A 23,798-nucleotide genomic window follows, 5' to 3' on the forward strand; every position below is an offset into this window, starting at 1 on the left:
GCGTGCGGTTGCGCGCCGATGGTGGGGAAGCACGTCCCGGCGGCTGGTCCGGGCGCGAACACGGAGGTGGAACGGTGAGCGAGGCCTACCCGGGCGCGCAGCAGGACCCGACGCGAGCCCTGCCCCCGGTGGCGCCGTACCCGCCGGCGCCGACCGCCGGCGTGCCGCACCCCGCCGCCCCGCACCCGGGCACGCCCCCGACCGGCCTCGCCCGCCGGGTACGGGATGCCGGCGGGGTACGGCGCGCCCGCCGGCCTGCCGCCCTACGTCCCGCCGACCGCGACGCCCACCGCGCCGCCGCCCGGTGTGCCGGGCGGAGCACCGGCCGGCGCGCCGGCCGCCGCGCCGACCCGCGCGTCCATGCGCACCGGTGCCGCGCGCTCCGGGATGGGGCAGGCGGCGGTCGAGGGTGACCTGCGCCTGGACGACGCGCTCATCCGCATGGTCGAGCTCGGTGCGTCCGACCTGCACCTGACGAGCGGCGCGCCGCCGGTCGTGCGGGTCTCCGGCACCCTGATGCCGCTCGAGGGCTTCGAGCTGCTCGCCGCCGAGCCGCTGCGCCGGACACTGTTCGCCATCCTCACCCAGAAGCAGCGCGAGCAGTTCGAGAGCGAGCTGGAGCTGGACTTCGCGTACGCGCTGCGCGGTCACGCCCGGTTCCGCGTGAACCTGTACCAGCAGCGCGAGTCGATCGGCGCGGCGTTCCGTGTCATCCCCTACGAGATCAAGCCGCTCGAGGAGCTGGGTGTGCCGCCGATCGTCGGCGGGTTCGCCGGCCTGCCGCGCGGGCTCGTGCTCGTCACCGGCCCGACGGGCTCCGGCAAGTCGACGACCCTGGCGTCGATGGTCGACCTGGCCAACCGCACGCGGTCGGACCACATCATGACCGTCGAGGACCCGATCGAGTTCCTGCACCGGCACAAGAAGTCGATCATCAACCAGCGCGAGGTCGGCGCGGACACGCACTCGTTCGCCGCGGCGCTCAAGCACGTGCTGCGGCAGGACCCCGACATCATCCTGGTCGGCGAGCTCCGCGACCTCGAGACGATGTCGGTGGCGCTGACGGCCGCGGAGACCGGTCACCTCGTGTTCGCGACCCTGCACACCCAGGACGCCGCGCAGACGATCGACCGCATCATCGACGTGTTCCCGTCCTACCAGCAGGACCAGGTGCGCACGCAGCTCGCCTCCGCGCTGCAGGGCGTCGTCTGCCAGACCCTGTGCAAGCGCTCGCACGGCACCGGCCGCGTGGTCGCCACCGAGGTCATGGTCGCGACCCCCGCCATCCGGAACCTCATCCGCGAGGGCAAGACGCACCAGATCTACTCCGCCATGCAGGCGGGCGCCCAGCAGGGCATGCACACGATGGACCAGCACCTGGCCGACCTGGTCCGCTCGCACAAGATCACCTACGAGGTCGGCCTCGAGAAGTGCCACAACGCCGAGGACTACAACCGGCTGACGGGCCGGACGACCTCGATCAACCAGGGCGCCGCGTCCCTGCAGTCCGCCGCGCCGGGCACGCAGGGCTACGGCCAGCAGATGGGACAGCGCTGACATGGCCGCGACGGAGCTGCGCACGTTCGAGTACCAAGCTCTCGACAACGGGGGCAAGGTCGTCAAGGGTCGGATCGAGGCACCGCACCAGGGTGCGGTCGCCGGCCGGCTCAAGACGATGGGGATCGCGCCGGTCGCGATCAACGAGATCTCCACGTCCGGCCTGAACCGGGAGATCCGGATCGGCGGCGGCAGCGGCGTCAAGACCAAGGATCTCGCGGTCATGGCGCGGCAGCTCGCGACGATGGTGGCGGCGGGCCTCAGCCTGCTGCGGGCGCTGTCGATCCTCGCGGACCAGACGGAGAACAAGGCGCTCGCGAAGATCCTGGGCACCGTGCGCGCCGACGTCGAGACGGGCGTGTCGCTGTCTGAGGCGATGGAGCGGCACCGCGCGACGTTCCCGCCCCTGATGCTCAACATGGTGAAGGCCGGTGAGGTCGGCGGCTTCCTGGAGGAGGTGCTGCTGTCCATCGCGAACAACTTCGAGGCCGAGGTGAAGCTGCGCGGCAAGGTGAAGTCAGCGATGACCTATCCCGTCGTGGTCTTCTGCATCGCGATCCTCGCCGTGATCGGCATGCTGACGTTCATCGTCCCGGTCTTCCAAGCGATGTTCGAGGACCTCGGTGCCGAGCTCCCGCTCCCCACGCAGGTGCTGGTGTGGCTCTCGACCTTCATGAAGTGGGCGATCGGACCGCTGGCGGTCGCAGTCATCGTCTTCGGCGTCTGGTGGGCGAAGCACAAGAACGACCGCGCGGTGCGCGAGAAGTTCGACCCCATCAAGCTGAAGGTCCCAGTTTTCGGGCCCTTGTTCCAGAAAGTCGCCATTGCGCGCTTCACGCGCAACTTCGGGACGATGGTCCGTTCCGGCGTCCCGCTGCTCCAGGCGCTGGACATCGTCGGCGACACGAGCGGCAACATCGTCATCTCCCACGCGGTCAAGGACGTCCGTGACTCGGTGCGCACAGGGCAGTCCCTGACCGGGCCGCTGGCGCATCACAAGGTGTTTCCGCCGATGGTGGTGCAGATGATGGCAGTGGGTGAGGACACGGGTGCCCTCGACACGATGCTGGACAAGGTCGCCGACTTCTACGACCAGGAGGTCGAGGCGACGACGGAGCAGCTCACGTCACTCATCGAGCCGATCATGATCGTGGTCATCGGCTCGATCATCGGCGGCATGATCGTTGCGCTCTACATGCCGATCTTCAGCATCTACAACGCCATCCAGTGACACCGGGCCCGTCACCCTCGGGGGTGACGGGTCCGATTTGTCCTAGGGCGGTCGGGTGAATCGCCACCGGCTCCTCAAGTGGCCCCCCGAGCCCACCGATGAAGGCAGTGCAGTGACATCCGCGAGGCCCCCGGGCCACGCGACTGGAAATGAAGCTGAACTTTCCGCATCCGCACAGCCGAAGGGGAGCCCGACGTGCTCGCTCGCATTCGTAAGTCCATGGACGAGAAGGACCAGGGTTTCACCCTCGTCGAGCTCCTCGTCGTCATGATCATCATCGGCATCCTCGCCGCGATCGCCATCCCGGTCTTCATGAACCAGCGGGAGAAGGCGCGCGACACCGCCGCCCGGTCGGACGTCTCGACCCTCGGCAAGGAGATCGCCACCTACTACGTCGACGCGGAGGACGTGCTCGCTGCAGCCGACGTCTCGACGGACGGCGACCAGTACACGATCGACAGTGAGGTCATCGGCAACACGTCTGAGGGCATCACCGCTGCCACGCTGACGCCGGGTGGCACCACGGTCGTGGAGGCCTCGCAGAACTGGTGCGTCGAGCTCACCTACACCGGCGGCACGCTGGGCGAGGTCAGCTACTCCGCCGCGGGCGGCCTGGCCAACGAGGGTTGCTGACGCCGAACGCCAGCCCCGGCCGGTTGCCGGCCACGGCTCTGTGACACACCGGTGGGGCGGGATCTCCCGCCCCACCGGTGTGTCCACCCCCATCCCCACGCCCTGGAGGTCCGCGCGGTGAGAGTCCCGCAGCACGACGCCTCGCGCACCGGCGACCGCGGCGCGAGCCTGGTCGAGGTCGTCATCGCGTGCGTTCTCCTGGGCATCCTCTCCGCCGCGGTGCTCTCGATCGTCATGCAGACGCAGGCCGCCGGCGTGAACAACCGCAACCGCGTCGCGGCCGCGAACCTCGCTGCGCGGGAGATCGACATCGTCCGCGCCGAGTTCAGCCGCTCGGACACGGCGCCGGTGACCATCGCCAACGCCGGCACGGTCACGAACGCCCGACCCCTCGAGGGTGGTGTCGTGGGCCAGCCGCTCGTCGTCGACGGCACCTCGTACACCGTCCGCACCTCCGCTCAGTGGAACATCACCGGGAGCGGCCAGTCGGCGTGCGACGGCGGCTCGCTGGTGATCTACCCGACGCTCGGGATCACCGTCACGGTCACCTGGCCGAACATGGGCTCCATCAAGCCGGTCGTCTCCAGCGCTGCGCTCGCGCCGGAGAAGGGCACGGGCATCCCGTCGAGCGACTCGTTCGTCGCCATCCGGATCACGGACTCGGCCGGCGAGCCGAACCCGGGGCGCGCCGTGTCGGTGACCGGTGGCGGGTCCACGCGCAACGGCACCACGGACGCGCTGGGCTGCGCGGTGCTGCAGGTCAGCCCCGCGGGCGGCCTGGGCACCGACTACACCGCGCGGGTGACCGACCCCGGGTACGTCGACATCTCCGGTGCTGCCAGCACGAGCAAGGCCGTGGGCAAGGTCGCCCAGGGTCAGCTCAACAACAACGTGCTGTTCCAGATCGACCGCGCGGCGACCGCGAACCTCCGGTTGGTCGACGAGGCCGGCGCACCACTGGCCGTCTCCGCCGCGACAGGCGCGCAGATCACGCTGGTCGCCTCCGAGTCCTCCGGCTCCACCAGCTCTCGGACCATCACGGCCACCGGGCCGGTCACCACGGTCTCGGGACTGTGGCCAACGAGCTACGGCGCCTATTTCGGCACGACCGCCCCGGCCGGCGGGTTCACCACGCAGAAGGCCGAGCCCGGCTCGACGATCACCATGGACGTCGTGTTCGCCGCCGCGCGACTGCGGCTGAGCGCCCTCCCTGCCGGGACGGCGACGGTGTACGCGGCACCGGTCGCGACGACCAGCTGCACCGCTGCCGGGGTGCGGACGGTCGACCCGAATGCGGTGTCCCTGCTGCCCGGCACCTGGAGCTTCTTCGCCTCCGGACCCACGTTCGTCTGCTCGCCGGGGCCGGCCTCGGTCGCGCTCGCCTCGGGGGACAACGGCGAGCGGGTCTGGGGCGAGACCACGCTGAAGGTCGACAACGCGCCGGCCGGGGTGCTCTGGGCGGTGAACCGGGCACGCCTCGGCGCGACGATCACCTCCTGCCCGGGTGTCGCCGGCGCTCCCGTCGCGATCAACATCGACGGTGCCCGGACGGCCCCGATCGTGATCCCGGCAGGCGACTGGTACGTGTACGTCACCGACGGCGCGGCGGCGGGTGCCTGCCGCGGCGTGCCGAGCGGCCAGTACTCCAAGGTGCTGACCTATGACGTCGACAACGTCCTGACCTGGACGAGCCTGAGCTCGCGGGTGACGATGGGCGGGAGCATCTCGTCCCTGAACACCCGGCCGGTCTACGCCTGGACCGGCGCGACGACGATGGCCTGCACCGCGACCGGCGGCGCGGCCGGGTCGACGCCACTCACCCGGTCCAACGGCGGCACATGGTCGGGCACGTTCGCCCCGGGCACCTGGCGGTTCTTCCAGAAGAACAACAGCGGCACCGGGTGCACGTACGGCGGCACGGTGATCGTCGACGGCAGTGGCGTCGCCTACACGCTCCAGTTCAACACCACCAACCCTCCGTCGGGGCAGTGATGGGCGCGCGGATCAAGCGGGCGCAGGCTCGTCGGGACGCCGGCATGACCCTGACGGAGATGCTGGTCGTCATGCTGATCTTCGGCATCGTCGTCGCGGCGACGGCGTCGGTCACCATCAGCATGAGCCGGACCACGGGGCAGAACATGGCACGGCAGGACCTGGTGGACGAGGCCCGGACCGCGGTGGAGCGGGTCAGCAAGACCACCCGTACCGCGGTGAAGCCGAGCCAGCTCCTCTCGAGCTGCTCCGTGGCGTGCGCGGAGGTGGACGCGTTCCTGCAGGGCACCGCCTCCTCCATGAAGTTCTACGCCAACCTCGACAATCCGGGGAACTCGGTCGGACCCAGCCAGGTCACCTACACGATCCCGTCCAGCGGCGCGGATGCCGGCGTGCTCATCGAGAAGGTGCAGCGGCCGGACTCGAACGTCCCGGGGACCAGCGGCTACGCGTACTGCAACGCGGAGGCGGCGGGCGCAACTGCTGCTTGCCGTGCACGTCTCAGCGTCCGCCGGGTGGCCGAGGGCGTCACCACGTCCTCGGACGTGTTCCGGTACTACGGCGCCGACGGCAGCCGGCTGGTCCCGGCAGCGTCGGGGCTGACGGCCTCGGACCTCGAGAAGGTGCTCGGGATCGAGGTCACCCTGACGGTGAGCAGCGACAGCACGACCGCGCCGCAGCCGGTTACGTACATCCAGCGCATCACGCTGCCGAACGCCCAGGCGGTCATGCAGCAGGGAGAGGACGCTCCATGAGCCGACGCAGAGGGCCGAGCGGGGTGCTGCGCCGCCTGCGCGGCGGTGACGAGGGCGCCGCCCTGGTCGTGGTCGTCGGTTCCATGCTCGTCCTGGCGATGCTGGCCATGACGGCGCTGGCGTACTCGCTCAGCGGTCAGCGGTTCGCACGGTACGACCAGGACTACTCCGCGGCGATGTCTGCCGCGCAGTCCGGGATCGACGACTTCATCAGCCGGATGGACCGGCAGGCGACGTACGGCGAGACGCTCGACTGCACCAACGACGCCTGGCGTGGTCCCACGACCGTCGCGAACACCTGCGGCTGGACGTCGGCCACGGAGCCCGGGTGGCTCCCCGTCGAGCCCGGCGCGACCGGCGAGCGCGACGCGTACTTCCACTACGCCGTCGACGCCACCAACAAGCGCACGCAGGGCACGGTCGTGCTCACCGTCACCGGCCGGGTCAACGGCGTCTCCCGGACCGTCCAGGCGACGATCGGCAAGGGCGGCTCCACCGACTACGTCTACTACACCGACTTCGAGTCGGCGGACCCCTCCAACGTGCAGGCGTACCCGCCCAGCGGGGCCACGACGCCGGCGTGCGGGTCTGGCGGCTACTCCAACGCGAAGTACTGGCACAACGGGCGCAACGGCGCGGGGTGCGAGGAGATCACGTTCATCTCCGGCGACCGTCTCGACGGCGCGGTGTTCACCAACGACACGATTTTCTCCTCCGGCGCGACGTTCCTGAAGGGCGTGGAGACGGCCACCCCCGGTTGCGCCAGTGCGGGGACGACCACGTCGTCGTGGAACACCTACTGCCTGCGCTCCGGCAGCACGGCGAACTTCAACGGGATCAAACCCCTGTACGCCCAGCCGAAGTACCTGGACGACAACTCTGCCGCCTTCGCGACGAACCCGGGCTGCCACTACTACGGCTCGACCCGGGTGATCTTCGACGCCAACGGTGACATGACCGTCTGGAACCCGCGGTCGGTGAACGGCGACCGGGCTCCGGTGTCCATCCCCGCGCCCGGGGGCACCCCACCGGCCTGCGGTTCGCTCGACGCGCTCAACTCGCTGGAAGGGGCCAAGGTGGCCGTGCCCGACGAGATGGTCGTCTACGCGGCGAACTCCGGGACGGCCAACCGGCAGTGCTACGGCGGCGAGATCGGCGGCACGGCGGGGATGAAGCTGCCGATCGGCAACTTCGCCGCGTCGCACGCCGCCACGCCGACGAGTGCAGGGCAGTCGTACTCCTACGACACGAACATGACGGAGACGACGAAGTACTGCGGCCAGGGCAACCTCTACGCCGAGGGGATCCTGGACGGTCGCGTCACGATCTCCGCTGAGCAGTCCGTGGTCGTGACCGGAGACCTGGTGCTGGCCGGCGGGCTCAACGGCGACGACATGCTGGGTCTCGTGGCCACCAACTCGGTGGAGGTGTTCCACCCGCGCGAGGTGACCGTCACCTCGCAGGAGGTGTGCACCGCGACGGATCGCAACGGCCGCTGCACCGCTCGGTACTACCGCTGGTCCAGCCCGTCCGGTGAGACCGAGCCGACCGCGTGGCCGAAGCGGTACAAGGAGCCGGCAGCGAGCGGGTACACCCCCGCCAGCGGGATCCAGATCGCGGGGTCGATCCAGACGCTGCAGCACTCGTTCCTGGTGCAGAAGTACGCGGTGGGCGGCAACGCCGGCACCCTCCTGGTCAACGGGTCCATCGCCCAGCGGTGGCGTGGCATCGTCGGCAAGGGGTCGGGGGCGAGCATGAACGGGTACACGAAGCTGTACCAGTACGACACCCGCCTGCAGTACAGCCGGCCCCCGTACTTCCCCACCTGGGCGAACTCCCAGTGGTCCCTGCGCTACAGCGGCGAGATCAACACGCCCGGCGCGGTGCGAGGCTGACCCGGTGCTGCCTCTCGTCCTCGTCCTGTCCACCGTCACGGGGATCGCGGTCGGCTCGTTCCTGAACGTCGTCGTGTGGCGCGTGCCGCGCGGGGAGTCCGTGGTGCGGCCGGCCAGCGCGTGCCCCCGGTGCGGGCACCCCATCCGGGGGCGCGACAACGTGCCGGTGCTCTCCTGGCTGCTGCTGCGGGGGCGCTGCCGGGACTGCGGCGAACCGATCGCGGTCCGGTACCCCCTGGTGGAGGCGGCGACCGGGATCCTGTTCGCCGCAGCGGCGTGGTGGTGCTGGACGCAGGACCAGCCCTGGTTCCTGCCCGCGCTGGCGTACCTCGCAGCCGTCTCGGTCGCACTGGCGCTCATCGACCTCGACGTGCACCGTCTGCCCGATGTCATCGTCCTCCCGTCGTACCCGGTGGCCGCGGTGCTGCTCGCCCTCGCGAGCTGGAATCCGGGCCAGGTAGCGGACTGGGGCGCCCTGGGTCGGGCCTTCCTCGCGGGTGCTGCGCTGCTGGTCTTCTACCTGGTGGTGCTCGTCGTCTACCCGAAGGGCATGGGCCTGGGGGACGTGAAGCTCGCCGGCGTGCTCGGCATGTACCTGGGCTGGGTCGGATGGGGTGCGGTGCTCGTCGGCTGGTTCGCGACCTTCCTGCTCGGGGGGCTGTTCGCCGTGTCGCTGCTCGTCTCCGGCCGTGCTCAGAAGGGGTCCGGCATCCCGTTCGGGCCGTGGATGCTCCTCGGTGCCTCTGTCGGCATCTGCCTGGGGGAGCCGCTGTGGGACGCCTATCTGGGTGTCTTCGCCTGAGCTACCCGTGCCCCACCTCAAGATCCGCCCCGCAGGACCGATAGACCACTCAGCGTGCCGACGGCACGGCAGGACGACCCACGAGGAGACAGCCAGGTGGCAAAGACCCGGGTGATCGGGCTCGACATCGGCACCACCGGTGTCCGGGCGGTCGAGCTCGAGTTCGACGGCGGCGGTGCCGTCAAGGGCGCGCCGGGACGTGTGCTCCGCGCGGGCTTCGTCCCCCTCCCGTGGGGCGCCGTGCACGACGGCGAGGTCGCTGAGCCGGCGACCGTGTCGTCGGCGATCAAGCGACTGTGGGCCGAGCGCAAGTTCAGCAGCAAGGAGGTGGTGGTCGGGGTCGGCAACCAGCGCGTGCTCGTACGCGAGCTCGACATGCCCGCCCTCCCGCCGAGCCAGCTGCGCGCCGCGCTGCCGTTCCAGGTCGAGGGCCTGCTGCCCGTCGCGGCGAGCGACGCGCTGCTGGACTTCTACCCGATCAGCCAGAGCACCGGTTCAGAGGGTCCGCAGCTCCACGGGCTGCTGGTCGCCGCCACCGCGGAGACCGTGCTCGCGAACACGCGCGCCGTCGAGCAGGCAGGGCTCCGGCCGACCATGGTGGACCTGAACGCCTTCGCTGTCGCGCGGGTGCAGGCACGGTCCGGTTTTGCCACGGGCGTCATCGCCTTCGTCGACATCGGCGCGCGGGTCACCAACGTGTCGATCGTCGTGGACGGTCACCCCCGGTTCGTGCGGATCCTGCCGTCCGGCGGGCACGACGTCACCGAGGCGCTCTCGAGCACCCTCGACATCCCGCCGCAGGAGGCGGAGCGGATGAAGCGAGAGGTCGGCATCGGGCTGGAGACGGCCGCGGACGACCTCGCAGCGAAACAGCTCGTCTCCGAGGTCACCACCGGCCTCGTGGACGCGCTCCGCAACACCCTCGTGTACTACGCGAGCAGCAACCCAGGAGGAGCCGTGCACCAGATCGTCCTGTCGGGCGGGGGCGCGTTCCTGCCCGGACTGGGCCAGTACCTGGCGAGCGCCGCTCGCGTGCAGGTCGTCATGGGAGACCCGCTGTCGTCGCTGCCGCTCGCCAAGGGCGTAGACCCGCGGTCGTTCGGTGCCGACCCCGCCACGTACGTCGTACCGCTCGGGCTCGCGATGGGGGTGGCGGCATGAGCGTCGTGAGCTCGACGAGGCGTGCGGACGCCGTGCCGGTCGTGACGTGGCCGCAGGTGAACCTGCTGCCGGCGGAGGTGACCCAGGGCCGACGCCTCAAGTCGATCAAGCGCCTTCTTCTGCTGGCGCTGCTGGTGGTGCTGCTCCTCGCCACGCTCGCGTACACGGGCGCTGTGTACGTCGCGGGCCAGGCGGCGGACGACCTCGCCGCAGCTCAGGCGGAGACCGCCCGCCTGCAGGAGGAGAAGGCGGCGTTCGCGGAGGTGCCCGCCATCCTGTCGTCGATCTCGCAGGCAGAGTCGGCGCGGCAGCAGGGGATGTCGTCGGAGATCCTCTGGGGCGGCTACCTCGAGTCGCTGCGGGCCACCGCCCCGTCCGGTGTGTCCTTCGACGCACTCACGGTGAACGTGGGGACGCCCAGCCAGCCGTACGTCGGCAGCACCGATCCGCTCGCCACCTCCGGCAGCATCGGGCAGATCTCCTTCACCGCGCGGTCCGCCACGCTGCCCGACACGGGCGCGTGGATCGACGGCATCAACACGGTCAAGGGGCTCGACAACGCGTCGTTCTCGGCGGCGTCGCTGACCGAGGACGAGGGTGCCGTCTTCTACCAGGTGGAGGCAACCGTGGACATCCTGCCGTCGGCCCTCTCGGGACGCTTCGAGCCGGAGGCCCAGCAGTGATGCGCCAGGCGAGTGCGAAGATGTGGGTGATCGGCACGGTCGTCCTGTCGGTCCTGCTGCTGGCAGCCGCGTGGCTGCTCGCGGTTGAACCCGTCATGGCCCGGGCGGCGGAAGACGCCGTCCAGGCGCAGCAGAGCCGCGACCAGAACGCGCTGCTCGAGCTCGAGATCGCCAAGCTCACAGAGCAGCAGACACACCTCCCGGAGTACCAGGCTCAGCTCGCCGCGCTGCGGCTGCAGATCCCCTCGGGGACCGACCCGGCGGGGATCAGCCGCGAGCTGCCCGCTCTCGCGACGGCCGCGGGTCTCACGATCGTCGCGGTCCAGCCGAGCGTGCCGGAGTCCTTCGTGCCTCCCGCCGCGCCGGCGGTCAACACGGACTCCGCCACGGCCGAGGCCGTGGAGGGGACCGACGACGCCTCGGCTGCCGGGACGACCGAGGTGGTCCCGGGCTTCTACCAGGTCCCCGTGACGATCACGTCGCTCGGCACCTACGAGGCCTCGGTGGCGTTCCTCCGCGGTGTGCAGGAGAGCGCGAGCCGGCTGTATCTGGTGTCGGCGATCAACGCCACCACGCAAGATGCCGAGGGAGCGAGCGCGGGGCGGCCGGCCACGGCCGCGGGTGACATCGAGCTCGCCATGACCGGGTACGTGTTCGTGCTGGCCGACTCCGCCGCCGACGCCGCGCGGCAGGCGGCGAACGCCGCCGAGACGGTGCCGGTGCCAGGCGCGCAGACCAATCCGTTCCTGCCTGGCCGCTGAGCCGCCGCAGCCCCACCCCGGCTCGACCAGCACCACCCCGCGCCCCGGCCCACGACGTGGACCGGGGCGCGGTCGTGCGCCCGCGACATGGGAGGATCCCGGACATGCTCCGTTGGTTGACGTCCGGTGAGTCGCACGGTCCCGCCCTGGTGGGCGTCCTGGAGGGCCTCCCCGCGGGAGTCGAGGTCGAGTCGGCCCACATCCGGGACGCGCTGGCGCGCCGGCGGCTGGGCTACGGCCGCGGCGCGCGGATGAAGTTCGAGCAGGACGAGGTGCGCATCCTCGGCGGCGTGCGCCTGGGCGAGTCCCAGGGCGGCCCGGTGGCGATCGAGATCGGCAACACCGAGTGGCCGAAGTGGGTCGACGTGATGTCGTCCGACCCGGTGGACGACCCCGAGAAGCTGAACCGCGCCCGCAACGCCCCGCTGACGCGCCCCCGCCCGGGGCACGCGGACCTGGTGGGCATGCGCAAGTACGCGTTCGACGACGCGCGCCCGGTGCTGGAGCGGGCCTCGGCGCGGGAGACCGCGGCCCGGGTCGCGCTGGGCACGGTCGCGGCGCGGTTCCTGGAGCAGGCGGCGGGTGTGCGGCTGGTGTCGCACGTCGTCGGCATCGGCCCGGTGAGCGCCCCCGACGACGCGGCGCTGCCGGCCCCCGACGACGTGGCGGCGCTGGACGCCGACCCGGTGCGCTGCTTCGACGCGGCGACGTCGGCGGCGATGGTCGCGGAGATCGACCAGTGCCACAAGGACGGCGACACGCTCGGCGGCGTGGTCGAGGTGCTCGTGTACGGGCTGCCGTCGGGCCTGGGCTCGTACGTGCACGCCGACCGGCGCCTCGACGCGCGGCTCGCGGGCGCGCTCATGGGCATCCAGGCGATCAAGGGCGTCGAGGTCGGCGACGGGTTCCGCACGGCGGCGCGCCGGGGCTCGCAGGCGCACGACGAGATGGAGCGCGACGCCGACGGCCTGATCCGGCGCCGCACCAACCGCGCGGGCGGCATCGAGGGCGGCATGACCAACGGCGAGGTCCTGCGGGTCCGCGCCGCGATGAAGCCGATCTCGACGGTGCCGCGCGCGCTGGCGACGGTCGACACCGCGACGGGCGAGCCGGCCCAGGCGCAGCACCAGCGCTCCGACGTGTGCGCGGTCCCGCCGGCGGCCGTGGTGGCCGAGGCGATGGTCGCGCTCGTGGTCGCGGACGCGCTGCTGGAGAAGACCGGCGGCGACTCGGTCGGCGAGGTGCGCCGCAACCTCGAGGCGTACGTCGCGTCGATCCCCGACCTGCTGCGATGACCTCCGCCAGCACCGGAGCCAGCACCGGCGCCCGTCCGCGCGTCGTCCTGGTCGGCCCGCCCGGCTCGGGCAAGTCGACGGTCGCCCAGGCGCTCGCGCGGCGGTGGCAGCTCGCACCGCGGGACACCGACGCCGACGTCGAGTCGGCGGCCGGCAAGCCGGTGGCGGACATCTTCGTGGACGACGGCGAGCCGCGGTTCCGCGAGCTCGAGCACGAGGCGGTGCGGGTCGCCCTGGCCGAGCACGACGGGGTGCTGGCGCTCGGCGGCGGAGCTGTGCTCCACCCGGCGACGCAGGACGCCCTGGCGGCGTACCGGGAGGCGGGCGGCGTGGTGGTGTTCCTCGACGTGACGCTGCGGCACGCCGCGCCGCGGGTGGGGTTCAACCAGTCCCGTCCGCTGCTGCTCGGCAACCCGCGGGCCCGGTGGCAGGCGCTGATGGACGAGCGGCGGCCGGTGTACCAGCGGGTCGCGACGCTCGTCGTGTCGACGGACGGCATCACCCCCGCCCAGGTGGCGGAGCGGATCGAGGAGGCGCTGGCGGACCAGCGCGGCGGGAGCGAGGGCGGACGATGAGCGGCACGCGCACGGTCGAGGTCAGCGGCGAGCGGCCGTACGAGGTGGTGATCGGCCGGCACCTGCTGGGCGAGCTGCCGCGCCTGCTCGGCGACGGCGTCCGCAAGGTCCTGGTCATCCACCCCGCGGCGCTGGCGACGACCGCCGACGCCGTGCGCGACGACCTGACCGCCCACGGCTACGAGGCGCTGCTCGCCGAGGTGCCGGACGCGGAGCCCGCCAAGTCGGCGCAGGTGGCCGCGTTCTGCTGGCAGGTGCTCGGGCAGGCGGACTTCACGCGCAGCGACGCGATCATCGGGCTCGGCGGCGGCGCGACGACGGACCTCGCGGGGTTCGTCGCGTCCACCTGGCTGCGCGGCGTCAAGGTCGTGCACGTGCCGACGACCCTCCTGGCGATGGTCGACGCGGCGGTGGGCGGCAAGACCGGGATCAACACGGTCGAGGGCAAGAACCTGGTGGGGACGTTCCACGCCCCGGCCGGGGTGCTGTGCGACCTGGCGTCGCTGGAGAGCATGCCGAAGCACGACTACGTGGCCGGGCTCGCCGAGGTGGTGAAGTGCGGGTTCATCGCGGACCCGCGCATCCTCGAGCTGGTCGAGCAGCACGGGCCGGAGATCACCGACCCGGTGCGGGCCGCGGGCTCCGAGGTGCTGGCCGAGCTGGTCGAGCGCGCCGTGGCCGTGAAGGCCCGGGTCGTGGGGGAGGACCTCCGGGAGGCAGGGCTGCGGGAGATCCTCAACTACGGGCACACCCTGGGGCACGCGATCGAGCACGTCGAGCGGTACTCGTGGCGGCACGGCGCGGCGGTGTCCGTCGGCATGGTCTACGCGGCGGAGCTCGCGCGCCTGGCCGGCCGGCTGGACGACGCGGTCGTGGCGCGGCACCGGTCGATCCTCACGGGCCTCGGCCTGCCGACCACGTACCGCGGCGACCGGTGGGACCAGCTGCACGCGGCGATGCGGCGGGACAAGAAGACCCGCGGGGACCTGCTGCGGTTCGTGGTGCTGGAGGACGTCGCGCGGCCGGCGCGGCTCGAGGGCCCGGACCCGACGCTGCTGGTCGCGGCGTACGCGGAGGTCTCGGAGGGCGCGAGCACCCCGCGCGGGCTCTCGCTCGGCTGAGCACCCACGAGGCGGAGCCCTTGTCCGTGCACCGCACAAGCCCAGAGCCTTGTACCGCGTCGTACAAGGTCCACGCCTTGTAAGCGCACGTACAAGGCTCTAGCCTTGTCCGCATGTGGGTGCTGACGATCGACCAAGAGGGCAGCCGGACCGTCGGCGACCGGGTGTCCGACCTGCTCGCGGGCCTCGCCGCTGACTCCCCGCTGACCCGCGCCGCGCGGGACGCGGTCGTCCTGCCGTTCGAGCGCACGGTCGGCGACGAGGTCCAGGGCGTGCTCGCCGACCCCGGCCTGGTCGTCGCCCTCACGCTGCACCTGGTCCGGGCCGGCGGCTGGAGCGTCGGCATCGGCGCGGGCCCCGTCGACCGGCCGCTCCCGGCGTCGTCGCGCGAGGCGTCCGGCGCCGCGTTCATCCACGCCCGCGAGGCCGTCGACGCGGCGAAGTCCCGCGCGCGCACCGTCCCGGTGGCCGTGCGCGGCGCGCGGGCGGACGTGGCGGCCGAGGCGGAGGCGGTGCTCACCCTGCTCGGCGCGGTCGTCGCCCGCCGGACCGCCGCCGGCTGGTCCGTGGCCGACCGGATGAGCGCGGAGCCCGGGGGAGCGGCCCCGCGCCAGGAGGACGTCGCCGCGGCGCTCGGCATCAGCCAGCAGGCCGTGAGCGAGCGGCTGCGCACCGCCCTGTGGTTCGAGGAGGTCGCCGCCCGGCCGGCCGCGGCGCGCCTGCTCCGGCTCGCCGCCGGGACCGATGACGATGGGCACCCGGGCCGGACCGAGGAGGACGCGTGACACCGCTGTGGGGCGCCGTCGTCGTCGTGGCCGCGCTGGCGGTCAGCGCGGGGCTCGGGTGGGTCGCCGCCGCCGGCGTACTGGTGCTGGCCGACCGGACGGGCGGTGGTCGCAGGCGGGCCCCGCGGGGGTCGCGTCGCCGCCCGCGCGCCGCGGACGACCAGCCCGCCCGCGCCGACGACGGGCCCGACGGCGACCGCGCCCGGGCGAAGCTGCGCGGCGGCACCTGGATCGGCGTCCTGGAGCGGCTCGCCGTCACCGGCACGCTGCTCGCCGGCGAGCCCGGCGGCGTCGCGGTCGTCGTGGCGATCAAGGGCCTCGGCCGCTACCCGGAGCTGCGCACCGGCGACGACCCGGCCGTGTCCGAGCGGTTCGTCATCGGGACGCTGGCGTCCCTGGTGTGGGCGGCGGGGCTCGGCGTGCTGGGCCGCTGGCTGCTGACGCGGTGAGGCACACGCCTGCGACGTCGTGCTCGTCACGGGGACGTGCGCGACGGGTCGTCAGATGACCGTCGCGCCACCCTCGGCGTGGACGCGGAGTTTTCTCACAGCCGTGCTGACGCCCGTCCACGTCGGCGGCTCCCGCCCGCGCGGAGCAGACGGCCGACTGCGGGTGGCGTGGCTGCAAGCGGCGTCGTTCGTGGAGCAGAGCTGGGGCGAGCGGCCGGCCCCGGAGCGCCGCCTGGCTCACCGCAAGATGCTCCAGGCGGCATGCCTCCTCGACTTCGTCGCGATGGCAGTACCCGGGCTGGTGCTCTATGTCGGGGGCATGGTCGTCGAGGTCGACGGGCTGCGGTGGCTTGGTGCGGTGCTGGTGTCCACGGGATCGTGCTTCGTGGCGTTCGACCTGGCGCTGATCGTGCGGCAGCACGGGACGAGTCTCGACTTCCACGAGTGGGACCGGGCGGGACGACCCGGCGAGTGGCGGTATCGGCAGTGGTCCCAGCCCCGCACAAGCGACCTCGCCGTCGCCGGGCTGCTGGCGGCTGCCAGCTTCATCTTCTTCATGCTGCTGTGCCTCGGGTAGGGCGCGCAGCGGTCGTGCGCGACTGCACGGTACGATGGTCGGCGGCCCAGCCCCGTCCCGCCTCGCGGACGCCCGTGGCGGCCGACCGACGCACCCCAGGACAGGAAGCAGCGACACGTGGCGACGACGAACGACCTGAAGAACGGCACCGTGCTGAAGATCGACGGCCAGCTCTGGACGGTCATCGAGTTCCAGCACGTGAAGCCCGGCAAGGGCGGTGCGTTCGTCCGGACCAAGCTCAAGAACGTGCTGTCGGGCAAGGTCGTCGACCGCACGTTCAACGCCGGCCTGAAGATCGAGACCGCGAACGTCGACAAGCGCGACATGCAGTACCTGTACAAGGACGGCGACGACTTCGTGTTCATGGACACGGACACCTACGACCAGATCACCGTCCCGGCGGCGACCGTGGGCGACGCCGCGAACTTCATGCTCGAGAGCACGAACGCGATGGTCGCGACCAACGAGGGCGTGCCGCTCTACGTCGAGCTGCCGCCGTCGGTCACGCTCATGGTCACGTACACCGAGCCGGGCCTGCAGGGCGACCGCTCCTCGGCCGGCACGAAGCCCGCGACGCTGGAGACCGGCTACCAGATCCAGGTCCCGCTGTTCCTGGAGTCGGACACCAAGGTCAAGGTCGACACCCGTGACGGCAGCTACCTGGGTCGCGTGAACGACTGACGTGGGTGCACGCACCAAGGCCCGCAAGCGGGCCCTCGACGTCCTCTTCGAGGCGGAGCAGCGCCGGCTCGACCCGCTGACCCTGCTCGCGGACCGGATCGCCCAGCCCGGCACCGAGGCGGCGCTGCCGCAGTACTCGGTCGAGCTGGTCGAGGGCGTGCAGGCGCAGCGGGCGCGGATCGACGAGGTCATCGCCACGCACTCGCACGGCTGGACGATCGAGCGCATGCCGGCCGTCGACCGGGAGCTCCTGCGGATCGGCGCCTGGGAGATCCTGTTCAACGACGACGTGCCCGACGCGGTCGCCGTGGACGAGGCCGTCGAGCTCGCGCGCAGCCTGTCGACGGACGAGAGCCCGGGCTTCGTGAACGGCCTCCTGGGCCGCCTGGTCGACCTCAAGCCGACCCTGCTGGCCTGACGCCCCTCGAGCACGACCGCCCCCGACCGCTCTCTTCCAGGCGGTCGGGGGCTTTTGCCTGCCCGGATCGCGCGCACGTAGGAGGGTGGCCGACGCGCGTCTCGCATCACACCCGCGCTTGCCCGCGCGGGAGCCAGCGCGGCTGTGATGCGTCTCGCGAGTTCCGATTCCCAATCCTGTCAGTGCGCTCCAGTAGCCTGCGGCCATGACCTCAACCCCCGTCGGTAGGACGGACGCGCGCCCCGTCGTCGGCACCGAGACGCCGACGCGTGAGATCTCGGTCGGTGACAACCTCGATCTGCTGGGGAGGCTTCCCACGGGCTCGATCGGCCTCGTCTACATGGATCCGCCGTTCAACACGGGCCGAATCTTCCAGGCCCGCGCGACGCGCGCGGCGGTCAGTGAGGCTGCGTTCGACGACACGTGGGTATGGGGGCCAGCGACGGAGCGGGCTGCGCGCGACCTCGGGCAGCACCTAGGGCGAGGCGTCGCTATGGTCCGGGCGCTGGTTGCGCAGTTGGGACCGACTCCGATCGCTTCCTACCTCGTCGCGATGGCGTCGCGAATCGGCGAGGCGCACCGGGTGCTGCACGAACGCGGAAGCCTCTACGTTCACGTGGACCCGACGGCGAGCCACTACTTGAAGGTCGTCCTCGACGCTGTTTTCGGTCCCGAGAACTTCCGGAACGAGATCGCATGGCGTCGCACCCACGCGCACTCCGGTGCCCGCCGGTTCGGTCCAGTGCATGACTCGATCCTGTTCTACTCGCGCGGGAAGTCGTATGTGTGGAATCAGCAGTACACGCCCTATGACGAGCGTTACGTGAGCGAGTACTTCCGAGGGCAGGACGAGCGCGGTCGTTACCAGGCAATCACCTGCACAGGGCCGGGCGACCGCCAGGGCACGCTTGCCCACTACCCGTGGAGGGGAAAGTTCCCCCCGTCAGGGCGGCACTGGGCGTGGACCGAAGCCGAGATGAAGCGGCTTGAGTCCGAGGGTCGGCTCATCTACTCCAAGAACGGCGTCCCTCGGCTGAAGCGCTATGTGGACGATGCTCCGGGCGTTCGCCTCCAGGACGTGTGGACTGATATCGCTCCCCTGTCTGCTCACGCGTCCGAGCGGGTGGGCTACGACACCCAGAAGCCGATTGCGCTGCTCGAGCGCATCATCCGATCCAGCAGCAATCCTGGCGACGTTGTGCTCGACCCGTTCGCAGGTACGGGCACGACCGCCGTGGCTGCCGAGCGCGCGGGACGTTCGTGGATCGTTATCGACAAGAGCCTGTACGCGGCCTCGCTCGCCCTCGCCCGCACGCGCAAGGATGTCCGCGGCGCGGCCATCAAGTTGACGGGGATGCCCAGTTCCGTGCATGCCGCGACGGCGCTGCGAGATGCGGACCCGCGTGGCTACGCGGGCTGGGCAACCGCGTTGCTCGCGACCGAGATCGACCGATCGACGGATCACGCCGAGGTCGCGGTGGGCGTGCGGCGATGGGGTGCAGGCGCTGCGGGCTACGTGCCCTTGTCTCGACCGACCACGACCTGGCTGACGCCGAGCGACCACGCCGCCAGGCCGGTGAGCTTTGTAGTTGACGGTCCTGGAAGTGTCGAGATCACCCGCGCGCTGGCCGTCTCGAAGCACGAGGTGAGCCGCGTCCCGGTAGAGGCGCTCGTCGGTAGCGGCGTGTCCAGCTCCGGGAGGGCGGACATCGACTTGAGAATGAGCGAGTGAGAACGCACAAGGTCCACGACCATGTCTCCGGCAAGCTCAGCGACCTCGACCGGGTGGTCGTACAGAGCGTCCCGGCAGGTGGGAACTGGCGCGACCTTCCCGAGGACTTTCCGTCGGCGCGGGTCCGCCAGATCCGGGAAAGCGCTGCCCGCGGCGAGGGCAGCCGCAGCACGTACTACGGCCGCTTGTCGTGGGACCGCCCGTCGTACACGATCTCGACCTACCTCACGCGGCCGGGGAACGGCACGTTCATTCACCCGGAGCTTGACCGGCTGATCACCGTGCGAGAGGCGGCGAGGCTCCAGGGCTTCCCGGACCGAGTCCGGTTCCAGGGCAGCATGCGGCAGCGTTGTATGCAGGTGGGCAACGCCGTGCCGCCGCCTCTCGCGTACCAGCTTGGTTCGACGATCAGCGCTACCACCGTCGTGGACCTGTTCGCCGGCGCTGGGGGCGTGGGCCTGGGGCTTGAGATGGCTGGGCACACGGTGCTCGTCAGCGCCGACAACAACCCGGACGCCGTGCGGACGATCGCAAGCGCGGCTGGGCCTGACCACGACGTGCAGCTTCGCGACCTCTCGCGCGAGGACGAGCTGGAGGCGCTCGTCGCAAGCACGGTGGAGCGCTTGGAGGGGAAGTCGCTCGGACTCCTCGCGGGTGGCCCGCCATGCCAAGGATTTTCGACCGCTGGGCCGTGCCGGGTTGATGATCCCCGAAACGAGCTGGTGCTCCGGTACCTGCGGGCGGTCGAGCTGCTCCGACCCCGCGAGGTTCTCTTCGAGAACGTCGTCGCGCTGAAGTGGCGTGGGCGCCCGTTCCTCGACGAACTCATCGAGCGCCTTGCGGTCCTGGGCTACCACGTTGAGGCTCGGATCCTCCACACCGAGGCGTATGGCGTCCCGCAGCTCAGACGACGTTTGGTGCTGCGGGCGAGTAGGGTGTCGTCCAGGATCGCCTGGCCGGCCCCGACTCGCGCAGTTCTCACGCCCAGCTTCCTCGGCGAGCAGCCGGGCCCGCTCCTCGACGAGCCGGGCCCGTTCACGGTCCGCGACGCGATTGCCGACCTTGCGGTCGACGAGTCGAGCGGCCTCGACGTACCGGTCGAGGCCCGACCTGCGACATCGCGCTATGCGCGATGGGCCCAAGGGCTCATTCCGCCCGAACATGTGTTCGGTAAGGTCACAGCGGAGCTGGACGAGAGGGTCACCGCGTGACGACGACAATCATCTACGACGCGACCCCAACGGATCTGCGCGATGCGGTACGCGGTATCCGGGAGCGTGTCGCAGGTCTGCCCGAACCGCGTCTGTACCAGTCCGCGGTCGTTCTCGCCGTGTTGCTGAAGGCGCGTGCCGCGGTTCGATGGGTGCGATGGGAGGACCCCGCTCCCCGCACAGGCCTGCCACTTGGCAAGGCAGAGTTCGTGGGTGCGATGAACGAGCTGTTCGGTGGGGAGCGCGGGCGGCTTGTCTGCACGGACGAGGCGCCCTTGCCGGGCGCGCATCGCCTCTTGCTCGACGTCTTCTACGACGCTAAGAGGGCTCCGCTCACCTTGGTCGATCCGGTGACCAAGAACTCAGTGAAACTCGATTTCGATTCGCCCGCCTGGATCTGGAACAGCAGCGGCGTGCCGCCCGCGACATCGACGCCGATGCTCGAATACAACCCGATCAACACGATGAATGCGCAGAACGGCATCTACTGCAGTCTCTCGCTGTCCAGCGCCGTGCGTCGCGGCGATGCCGGGACGGTGTACGCGACCGACCGGTCCCGGTGCGAACACCGCGTCCGGCTTGACGGGGGCGACTCGGTCTGCGAGTTGAGCAACAAGAGGTGCGGGTCCATGGGGAGCGGAGTCGACCGACAGGCGACGAAGCCCCGACTCATCGCTCCGGTGAGGGCAGAGGGTGGAAGGGACGTGGCTCTGCTGCCTGGGGCGATGGAGTCGCTCGTTGAGCGCGCGACCGGTGGCGGGGCCCACCCGCTGCCACGGGCCCAGGACCTGTCGCTCGTCGTCGCGTGGTGCCACGCCGCCGGACGATCGATCCGTCTCGACCACGGTCGGATCAACCGGCTGCTGGGATCAGGTATCTCCCTGCTCACGACCGAGGACTGATGAACGACGACGCCTTTGCGGGGCTGCCGCGAGCCTTTGCTGATTTCCTCGACGACCGCGGGCTGGTCTACGACCCGCTCACGCAGGTCGACCTGCTCGCCAGCGCGCTCGGTTCGCAGTTCGTCGTGTTCGCTGGTCCGAGCGGGACCGGGAAATCTACGGCCGCGCGGGTCCTGGCAGATTTTTTCGCCTCCCCCTCGAGTGTGATCGACGTACGCCCCGGGTGGGCATCCGTCGAGGACTTGGTCGGGCAGTACAGCGTCTTTGCCCGAGAGTTCCTCCCTGGCGCTGGTCACGCCGCGTTGGAGCGGCTGTCTCGACAGAACTCGGAGGCCGCGCCTGTGTTGATCCTCGAGGAGGCGAACCTCAGTCCTCTCGAGTCGTATCTCGGGCCGCTCGTCACGGCGGCGAGTGGCCTCGCTTTCGAGAGCTTCGCCGTCGACAGTTCGACTAGTCCCTCCGGGTTCGGACGGATCGAGATCGGGGGATGGCCGCGATTCTTCGCGACGGTGAACATCGACAGCACCGCGCCCGCCCCCGCGCCGAAGGTGAGCGGTCGCGCGTGCGTTGTGCTGCTGGAGCCGCCAGGGGTAGAGCTCCTGCTTCAGGCGGCACAGGACGCGGACGATCTGGCGGGTGCGCCACAGCACCGGGAGAGTGGAGGGATCCTGCTCGGGGACCCGCGTGCCGGCATCGACGCCGCGAGGGTCGCCGGTGGCCGGGACCTCCGGTGGGTCACTGAGGCACTCCGCCCGCTCGTGGAGTTGCTCGCGGAGCATGCGGGTAGCGGCATGAACGTAGTGAGCCCGCGCGATGTCCTTCGTGCGCGGTCCTACATGGAGTGGCACAGGGCCCTGTCGTCGGGGGCCGCGAGAGACGGTCACCTGCTGGGCTACTCCGAGGCGGAGTCGGCGGAAAACGCGCTGCTGCATTTCGTGCTCCCGGGCCTCACCGCCGAGCAGTTTGGACGAGCCGCCGCGCCCCTTGCTGCCAGCGCGACCGAGGATGGCCTCCTTCGTGGCCGGCTCGACAAGCTGTTGAACGGTGCGGACAACTTGTTCGGGGTCACGCCGGACTTCTGGGCGAGTTTGTCGTGAGACGCGACGCCAGCGGCGTCGAGGTGCGTTACGAGCGCGCGGGCCGCGTCGTCGCGCGGGTCCACGTTCCTGGCGCCCCGTTCGAGCTCGCCGTGCCGGACGCGGTGTCGGTGCAGAACGACCGCGCTCAAGCCGTCATCCGGCTGGTCGAGAGCACCGACGCGTTCCGCGAGTGCGTGGGTATCCTGTCGATCCCGTACCTGGGGCCGTCGGGGCCAGGCGTCGCGGTCCTCGATGTCCCACCTCCGTCGCCGTTCAGCCGGTCAGATATCGCCGTGATGTGGGCCGCACGCAACGAGCTCGACATTCCTCGTCGGGTCGCCCGCGGCGCGAACGCAGCCTGGTCGCGGATCCGGCTCACGCGATCGGACGGGATCGATCTCGTCGCTCTCGCACGGGCGATCGGCGAGGCCAATCGACTGCTCCAAGCGTGGCCTCGACGAGACACGACGCAGCTCACGTGGCTGCCGGTCGCGCGCGCGGGTGGGCGGCTTCGCGTGCGGGTGACTGAGCGGCACTCGCGCATATTCGAGCAGCACGGGGACCGAACGGTGCCGCGCTTGTCGGCGCGATCGGTGGGGGGCGTCGAGGATCACACCCTCCGCTCGTTGTCGGTCGTCTCTGGGCTGGTTGCCCGGCGGATTCGTCAAGCCCCGCTCCGCGTCGGAGACCAGGATGTCCGTAGGGAGGTCGCACGGTTGTTCGACCGAGTCGCTGAACGCGCGCGCCCGACCCGCACGGTCCTCGACGGCCCGGCAGCCTCGTGGCCGCAGTCCTTCCGCGGCGCGTACAGGGCGCTCCAGGCCGCGCTGTCCGAACTCGAAGTGTTGGGTGTGGGCGACCAGAGAGCTCCCTTGTCTGAAGTTTGGGAGCTGTACGAGGTCTGGGCGCTGCAGCGCGTCGTGGCGGGCCTATCGTCAACGTGGGGCGTGCCGACAGCACCGACGGGCGGCCTCCTGTCCTGGCGCTGGGTCGCGGCCGGCGTCGACGTGGAAGTTCGCTACCAGACGACTGTGCCGGCGTGGCCGCTTGAGGTCGATGTGTCCGGCACCGCGCTGACGGCGATCGTCGGAGAGCTGCGTCCCGACATCCTGCTCACCGTCGGCCGAGGTGCGAATGCCCGGTACGCGATACTCGATCCGAAGAAGCGGGCGGCGCCGATGAAGCAGGACGACGTGACTGCGCAGGCTTCAAAGTACCTCTGGGGCGTCCGGGCCGTGCGGTCCGGGGAGATCGCGCCGGAGGTACTCCTGCACTCGGTGACCCTGCTCGCGCCGCGTGGTGGTCCCAGCGCAGTGCACGCCTCAGGGCGGGTGCGGGTGGTGAGCGCCGCGCCCTCGGTAGGTTCTGACCAGCTTGACGAGCGGATGTCTGAGCTCGTGACCGCGCTGTCGCGGGTGGAGGACCGTGCGGCCGCCGAGCCCGACGCCATCTAATCGCAAGCTCTGACGGTGGCCCACCGAGGTGGCGCGGGGTAGCACCGCC

General features: G+C 71.0%; 23 protein-coding genes. All 23 read left to right on the top strand.

The features are described 5' to 3' along the window. The first annotated feature begins 360 nt into the window (after positions 1 to 360). The 23 genes from QNH85_RS00735 to QNH85_RS00845 all read left to right on the top strand — a co-directional run bounded on the left by QNH85_RS00735 (position 361) and on the right by QNH85_RS00845 (position 23,749). Complete coding sequence (locus QNH85_RS00735) at positions 361 to 1,557, top strand: type IV pilus twitching motility protein PilT (protein ID WP_282943896.1); 1,197 nt, start codon at positions 361 to 363, stop codon at positions 1,555 to 1,557. 1 nt (position 1,558) lies between these two features. Then, positions 1,559 to 2,788 carry a type II secretion system F family protein gene (locus QNH85_RS00740; protein ID WP_282943897.1) on the top strand — a complete coding sequence of 410 codons (1,230 nt, stop codon included), beginning with the start codon at positions 1,559 to 1,561 and terminating at the stop codon, positions 2,786 to 2,788. Between the two features lie 219 nt (positions 2,789 to 3,007). Next, positions 3,008 to 3,421 carry a type II secretion system protein gene (locus tag QNH85_RS19900; protein ID WP_346016279.1) on the top strand — a complete coding sequence of 138 codons (414 nt, stop codon included), beginning with the start codon at positions 3,008 to 3,010 and terminating at the stop codon, positions 3,419 to 3,421. Positions 3,422 to 3,538: 117 nt separating this feature from the next. After that, on the top strand, positions 3,539 to 5,413 hold the full coding sequence (locus QNH85_RS00750; protein WP_282943899.1) for a type IV pilus modification PilV family protein: 1,875 nt from the start codon (positions 3,539 to 3,541) through the stop codon (positions 5,411 to 5,413). Further along, the gene (locus tag QNH85_RS00755; RefSeq protein WP_282943901.1) at positions 5,413 to 6,168 is read left to right on the top strand and encodes a PulJ/GspJ family protein; all 756 of its coding nucleotides are present in this window, start codon (positions 5,413 to 5,415) and stop codon (positions 6,166 to 6,168) included. Before QNH85_RS00750 ends, QNH85_RS00755 begins: the two co-directional genes overlap by 1 nt. Beyond that, positions 6,165 to 8,063: a pilus assembly PilX family protein gene (locus tag QNH85_RS00760; protein WP_282943903.1), complete on the top strand. Its 1,899-nt coding sequence runs from the start codon at positions 6,165 to 6,167 to the stop codon at positions 8,061 to 8,063. The genes QNH85_RS00755 and QNH85_RS00760 overlap by 4 nt, the downstream gene beginning before the upstream one ends. A 7-nt stretch (positions 8,064 to 8,070) precedes the next feature. Continuing rightward, on the top strand, positions 8,071 to 8,865 hold the full coding sequence (locus QNH85_RS00765; RefSeq protein ID WP_428830342.1) for a prepilin peptidase: 795 nt from the start codon (positions 8,071 to 8,073) through the stop codon (positions 8,863 to 8,865). 96 nt (positions 8,866 to 8,961) lie between these two features. Next, complete coding sequence (gene pilM, locus QNH85_RS00770) at positions 8,962 to 10,026, top strand: type IV pilus assembly protein PilM (protein ID WP_282943907.1); 1,065 nt, start codon at positions 8,962 to 8,964, stop codon at positions 10,024 to 10,026. Continuing rightward, positions 10,023 to 10,709 carry a fimbrial assembly protein gene (locus QNH85_RS00775; protein WP_282943909.1) on the top strand — a complete coding sequence of 229 codons (687 nt, stop codon included), beginning with the start codon at positions 10,023 to 10,025 and terminating at the stop codon, positions 10,707 to 10,709. Before pilM ends, QNH85_RS00775 begins: the two co-directional genes overlap by 4 nt. Continuing rightward, positions 10,709 to 11,470: a hypothetical protein gene (locus QNH85_RS00780; RefSeq protein WP_282943911.1), complete on the top strand. Its 762-nt coding sequence runs from the start codon at positions 10,709 to 10,711 to the stop codon at positions 11,468 to 11,470. Before QNH85_RS00775 ends, QNH85_RS00780 begins: the two co-directional genes overlap by 1 nt. A gap of 104 nt (positions 11,471 to 11,574) precedes the next feature. Next, positions 11,575 to 12,765, top strand: coding sequence for a chorismate synthase (aroC, locus tag QNH85_RS00785; protein ID WP_282943912.1), 1,191 nt, complete (start codon positions 11,575 to 11,577; stop codon positions 12,763 to 12,765). Then, complete coding sequence (locus QNH85_RS00790; protein WP_282943914.1) at positions 12,762 to 13,340, top strand: shikimate kinase; 579 nt, start codon at positions 12,762 to 12,764, stop codon at positions 13,338 to 13,340. Before aroC ends, QNH85_RS00790 begins: the two co-directional genes overlap by 4 nt. Continuing rightward, positions 13,337 to 14,461, top strand: a complete 1,125-nt coding sequence (aroB, locus tag QNH85_RS00795) for a 3-dehydroquinate synthase (protein ID WP_282943916.1) — start codon at positions 13,337 to 13,339, stop codon at positions 14,459 to 14,461. The genes QNH85_RS00790 and aroB overlap by 4 nt, the downstream gene beginning before the upstream one ends. Before the next feature lie 113 nt (positions 14,462 to 14,574). Next, positions 14,575 to 15,246, top strand: a complete 672-nt coding sequence (locus QNH85_RS00800; RefSeq protein ID WP_282943918.1) for a hypothetical protein — start codon at positions 14,575 to 14,577, stop codon at positions 15,244 to 15,246. After that, the gene (locus QNH85_RS00805) at positions 15,243 to 15,695 is read left to right on the top strand and encodes a hypothetical protein (RefSeq protein ID WP_282943920.1); all 453 of its coding nucleotides are present in this window, start codon (positions 15,243 to 15,245) and stop codon (positions 15,693 to 15,695) included. The genes QNH85_RS00800 and QNH85_RS00805 overlap by 4 nt, the downstream gene beginning before the upstream one ends. 103 nt (positions 15,696 to 15,798) lie before the next feature. Further along, on the top strand, positions 15,799 to 16,272 hold the full coding sequence (locus QNH85_RS00810; protein WP_282943922.1) for a hypothetical protein: 474 nt from the start codon (positions 15,799 to 15,801) through the stop codon (positions 16,270 to 16,272). 117 nt (positions 16,273 to 16,389) lie between these two features. Then, positions 16,390 to 16,953, top strand: a complete 564-nt coding sequence (gene efp / locus QNH85_RS00815) for an elongation factor P (protein ID WP_213281699.1) — start codon at positions 16,390 to 16,392, stop codon at positions 16,951 to 16,953. A 1-nt stretch (position 16,954) separates the two neighbouring features. Continuing rightward, positions 16,955 to 17,371 (top strand): transcription antitermination factor NusB, encoded by a 417-nt coding sequence (gene nusB, locus QNH85_RS00820; RefSeq protein WP_213281700.1) that lies wholly within the window; start codon positions 16,955 to 16,957, stop codon positions 17,369 to 17,371. 205 nt (positions 17,372 to 17,576) lie between these two features. After that, positions 17,577 to 19,103 (top strand): site-specific DNA-methyltransferase, encoded by a 1,527-nt coding sequence (locus QNH85_RS00825; protein WP_282943925.1) that lies wholly within the window; start codon positions 17,577 to 17,579, stop codon positions 19,101 to 19,103. Then, on the top strand, positions 19,100 to 20,314 hold the full coding sequence (locus QNH85_RS00830) for a DNA cytosine methyltransferase (protein WP_282943927.1): 1,215 nt from the start codon (positions 19,100 to 19,102) through the stop codon (positions 20,312 to 20,314). The genes QNH85_RS00825 and QNH85_RS00830 overlap by 4 nt, the downstream gene beginning before the upstream one ends. Further along, on the top strand, positions 20,311 to 21,216 hold the full coding sequence (locus tag QNH85_RS00835) for a hypothetical protein (RefSeq protein WP_282943929.1): 906 nt from the start codon (positions 20,311 to 20,313) through the stop codon (positions 21,214 to 21,216). The genes QNH85_RS00830 and QNH85_RS00835 overlap by 4 nt, the downstream gene beginning before the upstream one ends. Then, positions 21,216 to 22,313 carry an ATP-binding protein gene (locus QNH85_RS00840; RefSeq protein ID WP_282943931.1) on the top strand — a complete coding sequence of 366 codons (1,098 nt, stop codon included), beginning with the start codon at positions 21,216 to 21,218 and terminating at the stop codon, positions 22,311 to 22,313. Before QNH85_RS00835 ends, QNH85_RS00840 begins: the two co-directional genes overlap by 1 nt. Then, complete coding sequence (locus QNH85_RS00845) at positions 22,310 to 23,749, top strand: hypothetical protein (protein ID WP_282943933.1); 1,440 nt, start codon at positions 22,310 to 22,312, stop codon at positions 23,747 to 23,749. Before QNH85_RS00840 ends, QNH85_RS00845 begins: the two co-directional genes overlap by 4 nt. Positions 23,750 to 23,798: the final 49 nt, after the last annotated feature.

Origin of the sequence: Cellulomonas endometrii (assembly GCF_949769265.1) — a bacterium.
Lineage (GTDB): Bacteria > Actinomycetota > Actinomycetes > Actinomycetales > Cellulomonadaceae > Cellulomonas > Cellulomonas endometrii.

Bases quoted from the DNA above. Each gene is read 5' to 3' on its own strand.
- QNH85_RS00735 (WP_282943896.1), top strand. From the start codon at position 361: ATGCGCACCGGTGCCGCGCGCTCCGGGATGGGGCAGGCGGCGGTCGAG.
- QNH85_RS00740 (WP_282943897.1), top strand. From the start codon at position 1,559: ATGGCCGCGACGGAGCTGCGCACGTTCGAGTACCAAGCTCTCGACAAC.
- QNH85_RS19900 (WP_346016279.1), top strand. From the start codon at position 3,008: ATGGACGAGAAGGACCAGGGTTTCACCCTCGTCGAGCTCCTCGTCGTC.
- QNH85_RS00755 (WP_282943901.1), top strand. From the start codon at position 5,413: ATGGGCGCGCGGATCAAGCGGGCGCAGGCTCGTCGGGACGCCGGCATG.
- QNH85_RS00760 (WP_282943903.1), top strand. From the start codon at position 6,165: ATGAGCCGACGCAGAGGGCCGAGCGGGGTGCTGCGCCGCCTGCGCGGC.
- QNH85_RS00775 (WP_282943909.1), top strand. From the start codon at position 10,023: ATGAGCGTCGTGAGCTCGACGAGGCGTGCGGACGCCGTGCCGGTCGTG.
- QNH85_RS00780 (WP_282943911.1), top strand. From the start codon at position 10,709: ATGCGCCAGGCGAGTGCGAAGATGTGGGTGATCGGCACGGTCGTCCTG.
- aroC (WP_282943912.1), top strand. From the start codon at position 11,575: ATGCTCCGTTGGTTGACGTCCGGTGAGTCGCACGGTCCCGCCCTGGTG.
- QNH85_RS00790 (WP_282943914.1), top strand. From the start codon at position 12,762: ATGACCTCCGCCAGCACCGGAGCCAGCACCGGCGCCCGTCCGCGCGTC.
- aroB (WP_282943916.1), top strand. From the start codon at position 13,337: ATGAGCGGCACGCGCACGGTCGAGGTCAGCGGCGAGCGGCCGTACGAG.
- QNH85_RS00800 (WP_282943918.1), top strand. From the start codon at position 14,575: ATGTGGGTGCTGACGATCGACCAAGAGGGCAGCCGGACCGTCGGCGAC.
- QNH85_RS00825 (WP_282943925.1), top strand. From the start codon at position 17,577: ATGACCTCAACCCCCGTCGGTAGGACGGACGCGCGCCCCGTCGTCGGC.
- QNH85_RS00840 (WP_282943931.1), top strand. From the start codon at position 21,216: ATGAACGACGACGCCTTTGCGGGGCTGCCGCGAGCCTTTGCTGATTTC.